General features: G+C 56.1%; 11 protein-coding genes. 3 read left to right on the top strand and 8 right to left on the bottom strand.

The genetic code is table 11. The annotated features are described in order from the left end of the window. Positions 1 to 56: 56 nt before the first annotated feature. Positions 57 to 329, top strand: a complete 273-nt coding sequence (locus tag PGR29_RS24270; RefSeq protein WP_045379134.1) for a DUF3811 domain-containing protein — start codon at positions 57 to 59, stop codon at positions 327 to 329. Here PGR29_RS24270 and rluF read toward each other — a convergent pair. Together rluF and PGR29_RS24260 are read right to left on the bottom strand one after the other, a co-directional pair. Beyond that, a complete protein-coding gene (rluF, locus tag PGR29_RS24265) occupies positions 326 to 1201 on the bottom strand; it encodes a 23S rRNA pseudouridine(2604) synthase RluF (protein ID WP_316425514.1) in 876 nt (291 codons plus the stop codon). The genes PGR29_RS24270 and rluF overlap by 4 nt on opposite strands. A 61-nt stretch (positions 1202 to 1262) precedes the next feature. Then, positions 1263 to 1508 (bottom strand): YmjA family protein, encoded by a 246-nt coding sequence (locus PGR29_RS24260; protein ID WP_316425512.1) that lies wholly within the window; start codon positions 1506 to 1508, stop codon positions 1263 to 1265. Between the two features lie 146 nt (positions 1509 to 1654). Between PGR29_RS24260 and pepE the strand changes: the two genes are divergently transcribed. Next, positions 1655 to 2344 (top strand): dipeptidase PepE, encoded by a 690-nt coding sequence (gene pepE / locus PGR29_RS24255; protein ID WP_308958242.1) that lies wholly within the window; start codon positions 1655 to 1657, stop codon positions 2342 to 2344. Between the two features lie 69 nt (positions 2345 to 2413). Here the strand turns inward: pepE and PGR29_RS24250 are convergent, their stop codons facing one another. After that, positions 2414 to 4045: a Na/Pi cotransporter family protein gene (locus PGR29_RS24250; RefSeq protein WP_015368796.1), complete on the bottom strand. Its 1632-nt coding sequence runs from the start codon at positions 4043 to 4045 to the stop codon at positions 2414 to 2416. A gap of 294 nt (positions 4046 to 4339) precedes the next feature. Further along, the gene (metH, locus tag PGR29_RS24245; protein WP_213794914.1) at positions 4340 to 8023 is read right to left on the bottom strand and encodes a methionine synthase; all 3684 of its coding nucleotides are present in this window, start codon (positions 8021 to 8023) and stop codon (positions 4340 to 4342) included. A 195-nt stretch (positions 8024 to 8218) separates the two neighbouring features. On the opposite strand from metH, the gene iclR reads away from it, so the two are divergent. Continuing rightward, the gene (gene iclR / locus PGR29_RS24240; RefSeq protein WP_020079887.1) at positions 8219 to 9049 is read left to right on the top strand and encodes a glyoxylate bypass operon transcriptional repressor IclR; all 831 of its coding nucleotides are present in this window, start codon (positions 8219 to 8221) and stop codon (positions 9047 to 9049) included. 51 nt (positions 9050 to 9100) lie between these two features. Here the strand turns inward: iclR and aceK are convergent, their stop codons facing one another. From aceK to metA, 4 genes are all read right to left on the bottom strand, one after another. After that, the gene (gene aceK / locus PGR29_RS24235; RefSeq protein ID WP_316425509.1) at positions 9101 to 10885 is read right to left on the bottom strand and encodes a bifunctional isocitrate dehydrogenase kinase/phosphatase; all 1785 of its coding nucleotides are present in this window, start codon (positions 10883 to 10885) and stop codon (positions 9101 to 9103) included. A gap of 100 nt (positions 10886 to 10985) precedes the next feature. Further along, positions 10986 to 12290 (bottom strand): isocitrate lyase, encoded by a 1305-nt coding sequence (gene aceA / locus PGR29_RS24230; protein WP_015368800.1) that lies wholly within the window; start codon positions 12288 to 12290, stop codon positions 10986 to 10988. Positions 12291 to 12321: 31 nt separating this feature from the next. Further along, complete coding sequence (gene aceB / locus PGR29_RS24225) at positions 12322 to 13923, bottom strand: malate synthase A (protein WP_087859663.1); 1602 nt, start codon at positions 13921 to 13923, stop codon at positions 12322 to 12324. Positions 13924 to 14183: 260 nt separating this feature from the next. Continuing rightward, positions 14184 to 15113 carry a homoserine O-acetyltransferase MetA gene (metA, locus tag PGR29_RS24220; RefSeq protein ID WP_271032800.1) on the bottom strand — a complete coding sequence of 310 codons (930 nt, stop codon included), beginning with the start codon at positions 15111 to 15113 and terminating at the stop codon, positions 14184 to 14186. Between the last annotated feature and the right edge of the window lie 310 nt (positions 15114 to 15423).

The following is a 15423-nucleotide window of genomic DNA, read 5'->3' as shown; positions in this document are numbered from 1 at the left end:
CGGTAATTCACCTATTGCCGTACACTGGACTCTCTGGTCTGATTGAGGGCACCACCATGGCACTCCCCCGCATTACACAAAAAGAGATGACCGAGCGCGAACAGCGCGAATTGAAAACGCTGCTGGATCGCGCGCGTATCGCGCACGGCCGCCCGCTGAGCAATGCGGAAACGAACAGCGTAAAAAAGGAATATATCGATAAGCTGATGGCGCAGCGCGAAGCGGAAGCGAAGAAAGCCCGCCAGGCGAAAAAACAGCAGGCTTACAAAGTAGACAAAGAAGCGACATTTTCGTGGTCGGCGAATACGCCGACCCGCGGCAGGCGTTAGCGGCCTTTCTTTTTACGTCCCGGCTGAGCGAAACGTTTACCGTTCGAGGCCGGGCGGCCTTTATCGTTGGTTTTTTCCATCTTCACCACCGGGCGCTTGATCCCGGCGGTCGCCGCTTTGGCCTTCGGTTTAGCTTTTGGCTTCGCTTCGGAAGAGGAGTTTTCAATCAGCTTGAACAGGTCGATCAGCTCATCATCGGTTAAATCGCGCCACTCACCCAGCGGAATACCCGTCAGGCTAACGTTCATAATACGCGTCCGCTCCAGCTTCATGACTTCATAGCCGAAATGCTCGCACATACGACGGATCTGGCGGTTTAACCCCTGAACCAGCGTGATGCGGAAAACGAACGGCGCTTCTTTCTTGACCTTACATTTCTTGGTCACGGTACCGAGAATCGGTACGCCCGCTCCCATGCCCCGAATGAACTCATCGGTAACCGGCTTATCAACGGTAACCAGATACTCTTTTTCGTGGTCGTTGCCAGCGCGCAGGATTTTGTTCACCAGATCGCCGTGGTTGGTCAGGAAAATTAACCCCTGGGAGTCTTTATCGAGACGGCCAATCGGGAACACGCGTTTACTGTAGTTCACGAAGTCGACGATATTATCGCGCTCGCCATCTTCGGTGGTGCTGACAATACCTACCGGCTTATTCAGCGCAATCAACACCAAATCATCGGCTTCTCGCGGCTCAATCAGCTGACCGTTCACTTTCACCACATCGCCAGGCTTCACCTGATCGCCAATGGCGGCGCGCTTGCCGTTGATAAAGACGTTGCCTTGTTCAATAAAGCGGTCCGCTTCGCGGCGCGAGCAAATCCCGCTTTCGCTGATGTATTTGTTTAATCGAGTAGATGAGTCGGTCAGCATAGTTTCTCCTTTGACAGCGAAATATACCTCACCTTACTGGCGATAAAAAACAGGGATGGCGTTATTCATTACCCCATTGATTGAGGAAATTGGCGATATCGTCGATACGCTGTTCGGCAATGCCTGCTTCACGGGCCATCTCCTGCTGCGCTTCCTCGCTGATCTCATCGTTATTCATTAAGCGCGTAATCAGCAGTTGAAAGTAATGCGCCAGACAATCGCGCTCGGACTCTTCTACCGCTTCTGCGCACTCCGTCGAGTACTCATCCACGATGTCATAATATTTCAGCGGTATTTCATTGTTCATAGGTCGTCTCCGGGGGAGTTAGCGTCTGCGTTTTTCGGCCCCGATAATAACATTCAGCTTGCCTGCACCGTGAGCCATATCAGCGCCCCGACGCCGGGCCAATGATAGAATCTGCGTCAAATGACATGCTTACACAGGATGAAAAGATGGAACTGCTGTTACTGAGTAACTCTACGCTGCCGGGCAAAGCCTGGATGGAACATGCGCTGCCGCTGATTGCCGGCCAGGTCAAAGGCCGCCGTTCGGCGGTATTTATTCCCTTCGCCGGGGTGACGCAAAGCTGGGATGATTACACCGCCAAAGCCGCCGCAGTCATGGCGCCGATGGGCGTCAGCGTGACCGGTATCCACAGCGTCGCCGACCCTATCGCCGCCATTGAAAGTACCGAGATGGTCATCGTCGGCGGCGGAAACACCTTCCAGCTTCTGAAAGAGTGTCGCAGCCGCGGGCTGCTGGCGCCGATTGTCGATGTCGTCAAACGCGGGGCGTTGTATATCGGCTGGAGCGCGGGTTCTAACCTCGCCTGCCCGACCATTCGCACCACCAACGATATGCCAATTGTCGATCCTCAGGGGTTTGACGCGTTAGGGCTGTTCCCGCTGCAGATTAATCCACACTTCACCAACGCGCTGCCGACCGGGCATCAGGGTGAGACCCGTGAGCAACGTATTCGCGAATTGCTGGTCGTGGCGCCGGAATTAACGGTGATTGGCCTGCCGGAGGGGAACTGGATTCAGGTCAGCGACGGACACGCCACGCTCGGCGGCCCGAACCCGACGCTGTTGTTCAAAGCGGGAGAAGAAGCGGTAACCCTGGCTACGGGCCACCGTTTCTAGGCTGGTTGGCGAACATTACCCGGATAGCGGCGCGTTGCGCCTTATCCGGGTTACCCAGCGTACATTCAGCTAATAATCATCCCGCTCGTCGTCTTCATCCGGCTGCTCCATCACGCTATAAGCAACAGCGCAGAACAGCGAGTTCAGACGCTTCATATCGCCCAACAGCGCCAGATGCAACGTACTGGTTTCGATACTCTGCACGTTTTGCTGATGCAGGCGGTCAACGTGCGCGTGCGAGTAACGGCGGTTAAGAATACGAAAACGGTGCTTACTGCGGCGCAACCGACGGGCGCTCGGCACGTCGCCGGAAAAGAAGACCGACATTGCCAGCTGCAGGTTACTGAGCAGTAGCTCGTATAACGCATCCAACTCTTTTAGCCCCTCGACGGAAAATGCGCGCCGCGCCGCCAGAGATTTATCGGCGATTTCGCTGCCCATTCGCTCGACGATGTCAGACGCCTGCTCCAGGTTGAGCGACATCTCGATAATTTCCGCCCAGCGGCGAGACTCCTCTTCCGCCAGCTCGTCCTTCGGCATCCGCGCCAGATAAAGCTTAATCGCCGTATACAGAACGTTGATATCGTCCGCCATCCGTCGCAGCTCTTTCTCTTCGCGCGGCTCGCCGTGCATCACCTTGCGCAGGCTTTCCAGCATCTGCTCCATGGCGTCGCCGATACGCAGGGTCTCACGGGCGGCATTGGCCAACGCCAGCGCCGGCGTATCCAGCGCCGAGGGATCCAGATGCTTCGGCTTGAGATGGTTATCCAGCTCCGGCTCATCGCGGATCAGGCGTTTACACAGGTTCGCCATCGGCCCGGCGAATGGCACCATCGCCACGCAGCGAATCAGGTTGTAGAAGACGTGGAAGTAGATGACCAGCTCCGACTCTTCCAGCGGCAATTTGTGCATGACATCTGCCAGTACGTGCACAAATGGCAAAATTATCAAGCTCCCCACCAGCTTGAACAGCAGGCTGCCAAGCGCCACCCGCCGCGCCGCCGCGTTGGCGCCGCTGTTGTTAAGCATCGCCAGCAGGCCTGAGCCAAGGTTAGCGCCGATGACCAGACATAGCGCCACCGGGAAAGAGATCACACCGGTGCCGGTTAACGTTGCGGTCAGCAGCACGGCCGCCAGGCTGGAGTAACTGATAATGGCGAACACGGCGCCAATCAGCGCATCCAGCATGATATCGCCGGTCAGCGAGGCGAAAATCACCTGAACGCCGTTGGCCTGGGTAATCGGATGCACCGCCTGGACGATGAGCTCCAGCGCCAGTAGGATAAGCCCAAGACCGATACCGACCCGCCCAAGCTGACCCGCGCGGGTTTGTTTACGGCCGAGGAAGAAAATAACGCCGATAAATATCAGCAGCGGCGATAGCCAGGAGAGGTCGAAGGTCAGTACCCTCGCCATCAGCGCCGTCCCCACATCCGCACCCAGCACCATGACCAGCGCTGGCGCCAGCGCGACCAGATCCTGGGCCACAAACGACGTCACCAGCATGGTGGTGGCGTTACTGCTCTGCACCAGCGCGGTGACGCCAATCCCCGCACAAAAGGCGAGCGGTTTTTTCTCCACGCTACTGCTGAGCACGGTACGCAGGCGTGCGCCAAAGACGCGCATCACGCCAGTACGCACAATATGGGTCCCCCACACCAGTAGGGCTACGGCGGAAAGTAGGTGTAGCAGCGTTAACACAGAATCAGCTTCTCCTTATCGTTATAAGTGTTCCTGAGGTTTAAACCTCCCTTCAGTATAAGGGGTTAACTTCAATAAAGAGACAAGGCGCTCAAAGAGCGCCCTGTCTGACTGCTGGCAAAGAAGGAAAAAACGTGGTTTTTCCTTCTTTGTGGTTATCAGCCGAAAATCAATAAATTGATTTTCCATGTTTTTTATCTGGCGCAATCGGTAAGTCCAACGGTTGCATGAGGCTTGTCATCAACCTCAAGGCGCTCAAAGAGCGCCCTGTTTGTTGTAACGAAACATATTTCGTTAGTCGGCATCATAACCGAGGTTAGGGGCGAGCCAACGCTCAACTTCGGCCGCCGTCATCCCTTTACGCAGGGCGTAATCTTCCACCTGGTCGCGCTGGATCTGCGCCACAGCGAAGTACTTACTGTCCGGATGGCTAAAGTACCAGCCGGAAACCGATGCGCCAGGCCACATGGCGAAGGACTCGGTGAGCTTCATGCCGGTACGCGCTTCCACATCCAACAGTTCCCAGATGGTCGCTTTCTCGGTGTGTTCCGGGCAGGCCGGGTAACCGGGCGCCGGGCGGATCCCCTGGTAGTTTTCGCGGATCAGCTCTTCATTGCTGAGGTTCTCATTGGCCGCATAGCCCCAGTAAACCTTACGCACCTTCTCATGCAGATACTCGGCGAAGGCTTCCGCCAGGCGGTCGGCGATGGCTTTGACCATGATCTTGTTATAGTCGTCGTGCTGCGCTTCATAGGCTTCCGCCAGCGCGTCTTCTTCCAGCCCGCCGGTCACCGCGAAAGCCCCGATATAGTCCGCTTTACCGCTCAGCTTCGGTGCGACAAAATCGGCGAGGCAGTAGTTCGCGAAGCCGACTTTTTCGGTTTGCTGGCGCAGGTGATGGCTGACCGTCAGCACGTGGGTGCGGGTTTCATCACGATAGATTTCCACGTCGTCGCCAACGCGGTTGGCCGGGAACAACCCGACCACACCGCGCGGGTTGAGCGTTTTTTCGGCGCTGAGTTTATCCAGCAAATCGTTGGCGTCTTTAAACAGGCGTTGCGCCTCTTCACCCACCACTTCATCTTCCAGGATACGCGGATATTTACCCGCCAGCGACCAGGTCATAAAGAACGGCGTCCAGTCGATGTAGTTACGCAGCGTTTCGATGCTGGCTTCCACCTCCTGCACGCCCAGACGATGGGCTACCGGCGGAGTGTAGCTCTCCCAATCAAACGCCAGATCGTTTTCCCGCGCCGCCTGCAGAGTCACAGGCGGCGTGCGCGGCTTTTTGCGCCCGTGCTGAATACGCACCGTTTCATACTCTTTACGCGTACGGGCGACAAAATCATCGCGCTGGGTTGCCGACAGCAGGGCTGAGACCACCCCTACGGTACGCGAGGCGTTCTGCACGTAGACCGTCGGGCCACTGTAGTTCTGTTCGATTTTCACCGCAGTATGGGCTTTCGAGGTCGTCGCCCCGCCAATCAGCAGCGGGATGGTGAAGCCCTGACGCTCCATCTCTTTCGCCACGTTGACCATTTCGTCCAGCGACGGCGTGATAAGCCCGGAGAGGCCAATCAGATCGGCGTTTTCTTCGCGCGCGGTACGCAGGATTTTCTCTGCCGGCACCATCACGCCGAGATCGATAATTTCGTAGTTGTTGCACTGCAGCACTACACCGACGATGTTTTTACCAATATCGTGCACATCGCCTTTCACGGTGGCGATCACCATCTTACCGTTGCTAGAGCCCTGTTCTTTGCTGGCTTCGATGTAAGGTTCGAGGTAGGCCACCGCCTGTTTCATCACCCGCGCGGATTTTACCACCTGCGGCAGGAACATTTTGCCTTCGCCGAACAGGTCGCCGACCACGTTCATGCCGTCCATCAGCGGCCCTTCAATCACCTCAATCGGCCGTTCGGCCTGCTGGCGCGCCTCTTCCGTATCCTGCTCGATAAATTCGGTAATCCCTTTGACCAGCGAGTATTCAAGACGTTTTTTCACGTCCCAGCTGCGCCATTCCGCCTGCTGAGCGTTAGCGCCGTCGTCCACTTTGCTGCCGCGATATTTTTCCGCCAGCTCAAGCAATCTTTCGGTGCTGTCATCGCGGCGGTTAAGAATCACATCTTCAACCGCGTCGCGCAGCTCGCCAGGCAGATCGTCGTATATCGCCAGTTGGCCAGCATTGACGATGCCCATGTCCATACCGTTGCGGATAGCGTAGTAGAGGAAGACGGCGTGGATCGCTTCACGTACCGGATCGTTACCGCGGAACGAGAACGACACGTTGGAGACGCCGCCGGAAATCAGCGCATGCGGCAGCTCGCGTTTAATGTCTTCGCAGGCGCCGATAAAGTCCTGAGCGTAGTTATTGTGCTCTTCAATACCGGTGGCGACGGCAAAAATGTTGGGGTCGAAGATAATATCTTCCGGCGGGAAGCCGACCTCTTCGGTGAGGATTTTGTAGGCGCGACGGCAAATTTCGATTTTGCGCTCGCGGGTATCGGCCTGGCCCACTTCATCAAAGGCCATGACCACCATTGCCGCGCCGTAGCGGCGAACCAGCTTAGCGTGATGAATAAAGAGTTCGACGCCCTCTTTCATCGAGATCGAGTTAACGATGCCCTTGCCCTGAATACACTTGAGCCCTTTTTCGATGACTTCCCACTTGGAGGAGTCGATCATAATCGGCACGCGGGCAATATCCGGTTCACCCGCTATCAGGTTGAGGAAACGCACCATCGCCGCTTCGGCATCGAGCATCCCCTCATCCATGTTGATATCGATAATCTGCGCGCCGCTTTCCACCTGCTGACGCGCCACGTCCAGCGCTTCGCTGTATTTCTCTTCTTTGATTAAGCGCTTAAATTTAGCGGAGCCGGTAACGTTGGTCCGCTCGCCCACGTTGACGAACAGACTATCGTCGCCGATGTTCAGCGGCTCCAGGCCCGACAGACGGCAGGCAACCGGGAGTTCAGGCAGCTGGCGCGGCGGCAAGCCCTCTACTGCCCGGCTCATGGCGGCGATATGTTCCGGGGTGGTGCCGCAACAGCCGCCGACAATATTAAGGAAACCTGCCTGCGCCCATTCGCGAATTTGCGCCGCCATGGTGTCGGCATCCAAATCATATTCGCCGAAGGCGTTCGGCAGGCCGGCGTTCGGGTGCGCGGTAACGTAGCATTCGGCGATCCGCGAAAGCTCCTGCACGTACTGGCGCAGCTCATCTGGCCCCAGCGCGCAGTTCAGGCCGAAGGTCAGGGCATCGGCGTGGCGCAGCGAATTATAGAACGCTTCGGTCGTCTGCCCGGACAGTGTACGTCCGGAGGCATCGGTGATAGTGCCGGAAATCATAATCGGCAGCTCGACGCCAAGCGCCTCAAATTCTTCTTTGACCGCGAAAATCGCCGCTTTGGCGTTCAGGGTGTCAAAGACCGTTTCAATCAGAATGAGATCCGAGCCGCCTTCCACCAGCGCTTTGGTGGATTCACGATAGGCGGCCACCAGCTGATCGAACGTAATATTCCGAAATGCCGGATCGTTGACGTCCGGAGAAATAGAAGCGGTGCGGTTGGTCGGCCCGAGCACCCCCGCCACATAGCGCGGTTTTTCCGGCGTACGCGCGGTCCATGCATCGGCGCTGGCGCGAGCCAACTTCGCGGCGGCAAAGTTGATTTCTGCCGACAGGGATTCCATCTGGTAATCCGCCATCGCGATGGTTGTCGAGTTGAAGGTGTTGGTCTCGATAATGTCCGCGCCGGCGGCGAAATAGGCGTCGTGGATCTCGCGGATGACCTCAGGCTTGCTGAGCACCAGCAGGTCGTTATTGCCTTTCAGGTCGCACGGCCAATCGGCAAAGCGTTCGCCGCGGAAATCCTGCTCACTCAGACGATAGCCCTGGATCATGGTGCCCATGCCCCCGTCCAGAACCAGAATGCGTTCTCTTAACTGCTGATGTAATTGTTCTACTTTGTTACTCACACAGACTCCCGACAGCGCTCAACTCAGACCAAAAAGCCAACAAACCATACTGGCATAAACCAACCTGCCGGAAAAGGAAACCTGCAGCAACATGAGACAAGTTCAACTTCACTCCTCCGATCAGTCCGGTTGTGATTGCATTATCGCCAAATAAAACGAAAATCATTTCCACGATACAGAAAAAAGGAGTTCATCATGGCTACCCCGGTTCCCGCCAAACGCGGCAGAAAACCCGCTGCCGCCGCCCCTGCCGCTCAGGCTGGCGGACAAGTGCAGTCGCTTACCCGCGGTCTGAAACTGCTTGAATGGATTTCTGAATCGCATAGCAGCGTCGCGCTCACCGAACTGGCGCAGCAGGCGGGGCTACCTAACTCCACCACCCATCGTCTGCTTACCACCATGCAGCAGCTCGGTTTTGTGCGCCAGGTCGGCGAGCTGGGGCACTGGGCGATTGGCGCGCATGCGTTTGTCGTCGGCAGCAGCTTCCTGCAAAGCCGCAATCTGCTGGCCATCGTCCATCCTATTCTGCGCCAGCTGATGGAAGATTCCGGCGAAACGGTCAACCTGGCGGTACTGGATAAAAGCGATCATCAGGCGATTATCATCGACCAGGTGCAATGTACGCAGCTGATGCGCATGTCGGCGCCGATTGGCGGCAAATTGCCGATGCACGCGTCAGGCGCCGGAAAAGCGTTTCTGTCGCAGTTGAGCGAAGAAGAGGTCACCACGCTGCTACATCGGAAAGGGCTGCATGCTTACACCCACGCCACCCTGGTTTCTCCGGTACATTTGAAAGAGGATTTGGCCCAGACGCGTAAACGCGGCTATTCATTTGATGATGAAGAACATGCGCTGGGGCTGCGCTGTATCGCTTCCTGCATTTACGACGAACACCGCGAGCCGTTCGCCGCAATCTCCATCTCCGGGCCGATTTCACGCATGACCGATGATCGGGTGACCGAGCTTGGCGCGCTTGTCATTAAGGCCGCCAAGGAAGTCACGTTGGCATACGGCGGGGTTAAATAATAAAAATGCCCCAAAGGGGCATTTTAAGTAGGCCTGATAAGCGTAGCGCCATCAGGCAGATCGGCGCACCTTGCCGGATGGCGGCGTAAACGCCTTATCCGTCCTACTGTCGGCGCCATAGCGCACGCTAAAACGCTGCTTACGCCGATAAGCGTAAACATCTTCCACGTGCCCGTTTTTAATTCGCGTCTGTAATTCGCGCCAGTAATCGGCACGCAGCAAATCCGCGTGCATCTCCTCCAGTAGCGGCCCGATCCGCGGATCGGCGCACAGCCAGTGGCGAAACTCTTCCGGGAAGACATCGCCTGGGGACACGCTATACCAGGGTTCACTGGCCAGCTCATCTTCCGGATAGCGCGGCGGCGGAATGTCGCGGAAATTCACCTCGGTCATATAGCAAATTTCATCGTAATCGTAGAATACCACCCGTCCGTGGCGCGTGACGCCGAAGTTTTTGAACAGCATGTCGCCGGGGAAGATATTGGCGGCCGCCAGTTGGCGAATGGCATTACCGTACTCTTCTACCGCGTCGCGCAGCGCCTGGCCTTCCACCTGCTCCAGCCAGATATTGAGCGGCACCATCCGTCGTTCAATATAAAGATGGCTGATGGCAATGCGATCGCCGAGGTCGGTCAACTTATTTCCCGCTTCCGCCTGCAACAGCGCCATCAGCTCGGGCGCAATTTGTCGCTTATCGAGCACAAAGTTTTCAAATTCCTGAGTATCCGCCATTCGCCCGACGCGGTCGTGTTCTTTGACCAGCTGATAGCAGGCACGAACGTGGGCGGCGGTCATCTCTTTTTGCGGCGCAAAGCGGTCTTTAATCACCTTAAATACCCGGTCGAATCCCGGCAGGGTAAAGACCAACATCACCATCCCACGGATGCCAGGCGCTTCGATAAATTGCTCATCACTGCGGGTAACATAGTGCAGGTACTCGCGATAACTTTCCGTTTTAGCATGCTTCTGACAGCCTATCGCCATATATAGCTCGGCGGTAGTTTTTCCCGGCAGAATCTCGCGCAGCCATTCAACCAGCGCCGCGGGCAGCGGCGCGTAGACCATGAAATAGGAGCGGGCGAAACCAAAGACGATACTCGCCTCGGCGTGAGTCGTCAGACAGGCATCAACAAACAGCTGCCCGTCATCGCTACGATGTATCGGCAGCAGGAACGGCAGCGTCGCCATCGGCGTGATCAATTTACCCACCAGCCAGGCGGCTTTATTACGATAAAAAAGCTCATTCGCCACCTGCAGATGCGACTGCGACAGCAACTCGCCACCGAGAGCTTCGCGTAAATGACTGACGATATAACCGATATCACGCCCTTTGTTTTGCCACGGCAGGCGCAGCGGCAAATCGGCAAGCAGGTTATGCATCAGGTATTCCCAGCCGCGTTCGGGATAAAAGTCCTTCGCCAGCGGTCGCGAAATCGTGCGAAAACGACGTTCCGGCTGGGAGCTAAAAATAAAGAGCCGCTCGGGGGTCAGCGAGCGGTGGTCAAACAGTCGGCAGTAGACCGAGTTGAAAAAGCTCTCCGCAATTTCAAAGCGAGGGTAATCCGGCAAAAGTTGGGTGTACTGCTGTTTCACCCGCAGAAGAAAATCGACGTCGGTACTTTTCCCTTCGGTAATGCAGCGCAGCTGTTCTACCACCAGACCCACGTGGTGATCGTAGAGGTGGATACGCTGCTTCATCGCCTGCTGCACGGCGTGCCAGTCCGCTTGTTCGAAGCGCTGCTGTGCGCCGGAAGTGACTTCCAGAAAACGCCCGTACTGGGCGTCGAATCCCTGTAAAATGGTTTGGGCAATCAGTAGTTCCAGGCCACGCGTCATCGCTTTCCCCCATCCGGCACAACATCATGCCGGATGGCGCGTTAGCTTATCCGGCCTACACCTTTGTAGGCCCGGTAAGCTCAGCGCCACCGGGCATTGCTTAAAACTGCGATTCTTCGGTCGAGCCGGTCAGCGCCGTTACCGACGAGGTCCCCCCCTGGATAATGGTGGTCACTTTGTCGAAGTACCCGGTACCCACCTCCTGCTGATGCGAGACGAAGGTGTAGCCTTCCGGCCCGGCGGCAAACTCCGGCTGCTGAACCTTTTCGACGTAGTGACGCATGCCTTCGCCCTGCGCGTAGGCGTGAGCCAGGTCGAACATGTTGAACCACATGCTGTGGATACCCGCCAGGGTAATGAACTGGAATTTATAGCCCATATCCGACAGCTGCTGCTGGAAGCTGGCGATGGTTTTATCGTCGAGATTTTTCTTCCAGTTAAAGGATGGCGAGCAGTTATAGGCCAGCAGCTTGCCCGGGAAGCGGGCGTGGATCGCCTCGGCGAAACGGCGTGCCTGTTCAATGTCCGGTTTAGAGGTTTCACACCATACCAGATCGGCATAAGGCGCGTAGGCCAGGCCGCGGCTGATTGCCTGTTCGATTCCGGCATGGGTGCGATAGAAACCTTCGCTGGTGCGATCGCCGGAGATAAACTCGCGATCGTAAGGATCGCAATCCGAGGTAATCAGGTCAGCGGCATCGGCGTCGGTACGAGCGATAAGCAGCGTCGGTACCCCCATCACATCCGCCGCCAGACGCGCGGCGACCAGCTTCTGAATCGCCTCTTGCGTCGGCACCAGCACCTTGCCGCCCATATGTCCGCACTTCTTCACCGACGCCAGCTGATCTTCGAAATGCACGGCCGCTGCACCGGCCGCAATCATCGATTTCATCAGCTCAAAGGCGTTCAGTACGCCGCCAAAACCGGCTTCCGCGTCGGCGACGATCGGCAGGAAATAGTCGATAAAACGCGGATCGTTCGGCTCAATCCCCGCCGCCCACTGGATCTGATCGGCGCGACGGAAGGTGTTGTTGATCCGATCAACTACCGACGGCACCGAGTTAGCCGGGTACAACGATTGATCCGGGTACATACTGGAGGCCAGGTTGGCGTCGGCGGCGACCTGCCAGCCAGACAAGTAGATGGCTTCAATGCCCGCCTTCGCCTGCTGCAGCGCCTGGCCGCCGGTTAACGCGCCAAGGCTATTGATATACCCCTTTTTCGCTTCACCATGCAGCAGACGCCACATTTTCGCCGCGCCAAGCTGCGCCAGCGTGCATTCTGGGTTCACCGAGCCGCGTAACTTCACCACCTCTTCCGCGCTATATGGGCGGGTAATGCCTTCCCAGCGCGGGTTCGTCCACTCTTTGTTTAATTCTTCGATTTGTTGGGTACGGGTTTTCATGTGCAGATGCTCCATATTGTGATGGGGTGAATTACGCCAACAGGCGGTAACCTGGCAGAGTCAGGAAGTCGATCAGTTCGTCGGAAGTGGTGATTTGCTCCATCAGCCGCGCCGCATCGTCAAAGCGACCGTGGCTGAAGCGGTGTTCCCCCAACTCTTCCTGAATCACCATCAGCTCTTCAGCCAGCCACTGGCGGAACAGCGCCTTGGTAACCGGTGTGCCGTCATTCAGGGTTTTCTGGTGATGGATCCACTGCCAGATAGAGGTACGCGAAATCTCAGCCGTCGCCGCATCTTCCATCAGGCCGTAAATCGGTACGCAACCGTTGCCGGAGATCCAGGCCTCAATGTACTGCACCGCTACGCGGATATTGGCGCGCATGCCGGCTTCAGTACGCTCACCCTCGCAGGGAGCCAGCAGCTGCTCGGCTGTAATCGGCGCGTCGTCATTGCGGGTAACAAACAGCTGGTTAGGATGTTCACCCAGTACGCGGTTAAAGACGTTCATCGCCGTATCCGCAAGGCCCGGATGCGCAATCCAGGTGCCATCGTGGCCATTGTTGGCCTCCAGCTCTTTATCGGCGGTGACTTTATTTAGCACCTGACGATTGCGTTCGGCATCTTTGCTCGGGATAAACGCCGCCATACCGCCCATCGCGAAGGCGCCGCGCTTATGGCAAGTCTTAATCAGCAGGCGTGAATAGGCGCTCAGGAAAGGTTTATCCATCGTCACCACCTGGCGATCCGGCAGGACACGGTCGGGGTGATTTTTCAGCGTCTTGATATAACTGAAGATATAGTCCCAGCGCCCGCAGTTCAGGCCAACAATATGGTCGCGCAGCGCATGCAGGATTTCATCCATCTGGAATACTGCCGGCAGCGTCTCAATCAGCAACGTGGCCTTAATGGTGCCCCGCGGCAGCTCAAAACGATCCTCGGTGAAACTGAAGACTTTGCTCCACCATGCCGCCTCTTGCCAGGACTGGGTTTTCGGCAGATAGAAATAGGGGCCGCTCCCTTTCGCCAGCAGCGCCTGGTAGTTGTGGAAGAAATAGAGCGCAAAATCGAACAAACTGCCGGGAATCGCCTCACCACGCCAGGTAACGTGCTTCTCCGGCAGATGCAGGCCGCGAACGCGGCAGACCAGTACCGCGGGATCGGGCTGCAACTGATAAATCTTCCCCGCTTCGTTGGTGTAGCTGATGGTGCCATTGACCGCATCGCGCAGATTGATTTGGCCATCAATCACTTTGTGCCAATCCGGCGCCAGCGAGTCTTCGAAATCAGCCATAAAGACTTTAACGTTAGCATTCAGGGCGTTAATTACCATCTTGCGTTCAACCGGACCGGTGATTTCTACGCGGCGGTCCTGCAAATCGGCCGGAATACCGCGTATCTTCCAGTCACCATTACGAATGGAAGCCGTTTCCGAAATAAAATCAGGAAGATTACCACCATCAATGGCCTGCTGTTGCAGGACGCGTGCCGCCAACAGCTGATTACGCTCAGGCATAAAACGGCTCACCAGTTCCGTCAGGAACTCCACCGCTTCCGCAGTCAGAATTTGCTTCTCCTGCTCGCCATAAGGCTGGCTGAAGGCCAGTTCATCGGTCATTGTCGCCTGGTGCGTCATTGTGCAGCTCCTCTTGGTTGATCCTGGTAGCGCGAGCGAAAGATCGTTGTCTGCTTTTCGCTCAGCACAATTAAGACTACTCAAGAATTTTTCAAAATCAAAAACAATTTCCATTTTTAATTTAAAATCAATTCAACACTTTGATAACAAAGAAATTAAAGTTTAAATAGAAGGGGAAGTGATTTTCGGAAATAAAAAAGGCACCCTAAGGTGCCTGAGGCGAGATGCTGAAACGCTTTAGGATCGTACGCGCTGGTAGATTAATCCAGCGTTGGATTCATATGACGCAGATCGTATGGTGTGATTTGGTAGACGTAATAGTTAAGCCAGTTAGCAAACAGGAGATTGCCATGGCTGCGCCAGGTCGCCCGCGGTCTATTGTTTGGATCGTTATTCGGGAAGTAGTTGTCCGGAAGCTGTGGCGCTAAACCAGCCTCCAGATCGCGGAAGTATTCACTTGCCAGGGTATGCGGATCGTATTCAGGGTGACCGGTAACAAAAGCGATACGTTTATCTTTGCTGGCGAAAAGATAGGCATCGCCATCTTCGGTTTCAGCAAGAATGTCGAGGTCGGTGTAGTCCCGAATCAGCCCGGCCGGGAAGTCGGCATAGCGCGAATGAGGCGCAAGGAAGGTGTCATCAAACCCGCGAGTCAGCAGCGCATGCGGGTGCAAAATATGGTGTTCATAAACGCCAGAGATCTTTTCGGTACGAGTTTGCTTGGGGATACCATAAAGAATATTCAGCGCCGCCTGTACCGCCCAACAGACAAATAGTGTTGACGTGACGTGATCCTTAGCCCACTCCAGTACCTGTTTGATCTGTGGCCAGTAGGCGACATCGTTAAATTCAACCAGCCCCAACGGCGCGCCGGTAACAATAAGACCATCGAAGTTCTGCTCGCGAATGTCGTCAAAGTTGCAGTAAAAGTTATTCAGATGCTCCGTCGGCGTATTACGCGACTCACGCGCATCGATGCGTAGCAGTTGGATATCGACCTGTAGCGGCGAGTTCGACAGCAGCCGCAGGAACTGATTCTCCGTCTCGATCTTCTTTGGCATTAGATTGAGAATTAACACCTTCAGCGGGCGGATTTCCTGAGTGGTGGCACGCGATGTCGTCATCACGAAGACGTTTTCATCGCGCAAGAAATTGACGGCCGGTAGCTCGTCCTGCACCCGAATTGGCATAGCTGTATCACCCCATTACATACGTATAAACGTTTAGACATCCAGATAGCTGACAATAACCAGGAATAAGCAAAATGTCGAGTCTGCAAGTGGAAGGTGAGAAAGTTTCAAGGAGGATTTAAAAGGTTGGATCTCACGCAGTCAGTGCAGGCCGGGGAAGTATTGATATGGTCGCTTTCCCCGGGGGCGGCGCGAGGCGCCTTTCCCGGGCTACTGGTTGCTACGCGGTCTGTAGCCCCGGTAAGCGCAGCGCCACCGGGGGGATATACCCCGCACAGCAAAAAACCCCGCACCTTTCGGTACGGGGTTC

The sequence above is a fragment of the Klebsiella sp. 141203 genome, from assembly GCF_032601985.1.
Classification (GTDB): domain Bacteria; phylum Pseudomonadota; class Gammaproteobacteria; order Enterobacterales; family Enterobacteriaceae; genus Klebsiella; species Klebsiella aerogenes.
This window is presented reverse-complemented; position numbering and strand designations above follow the sequence as displayed.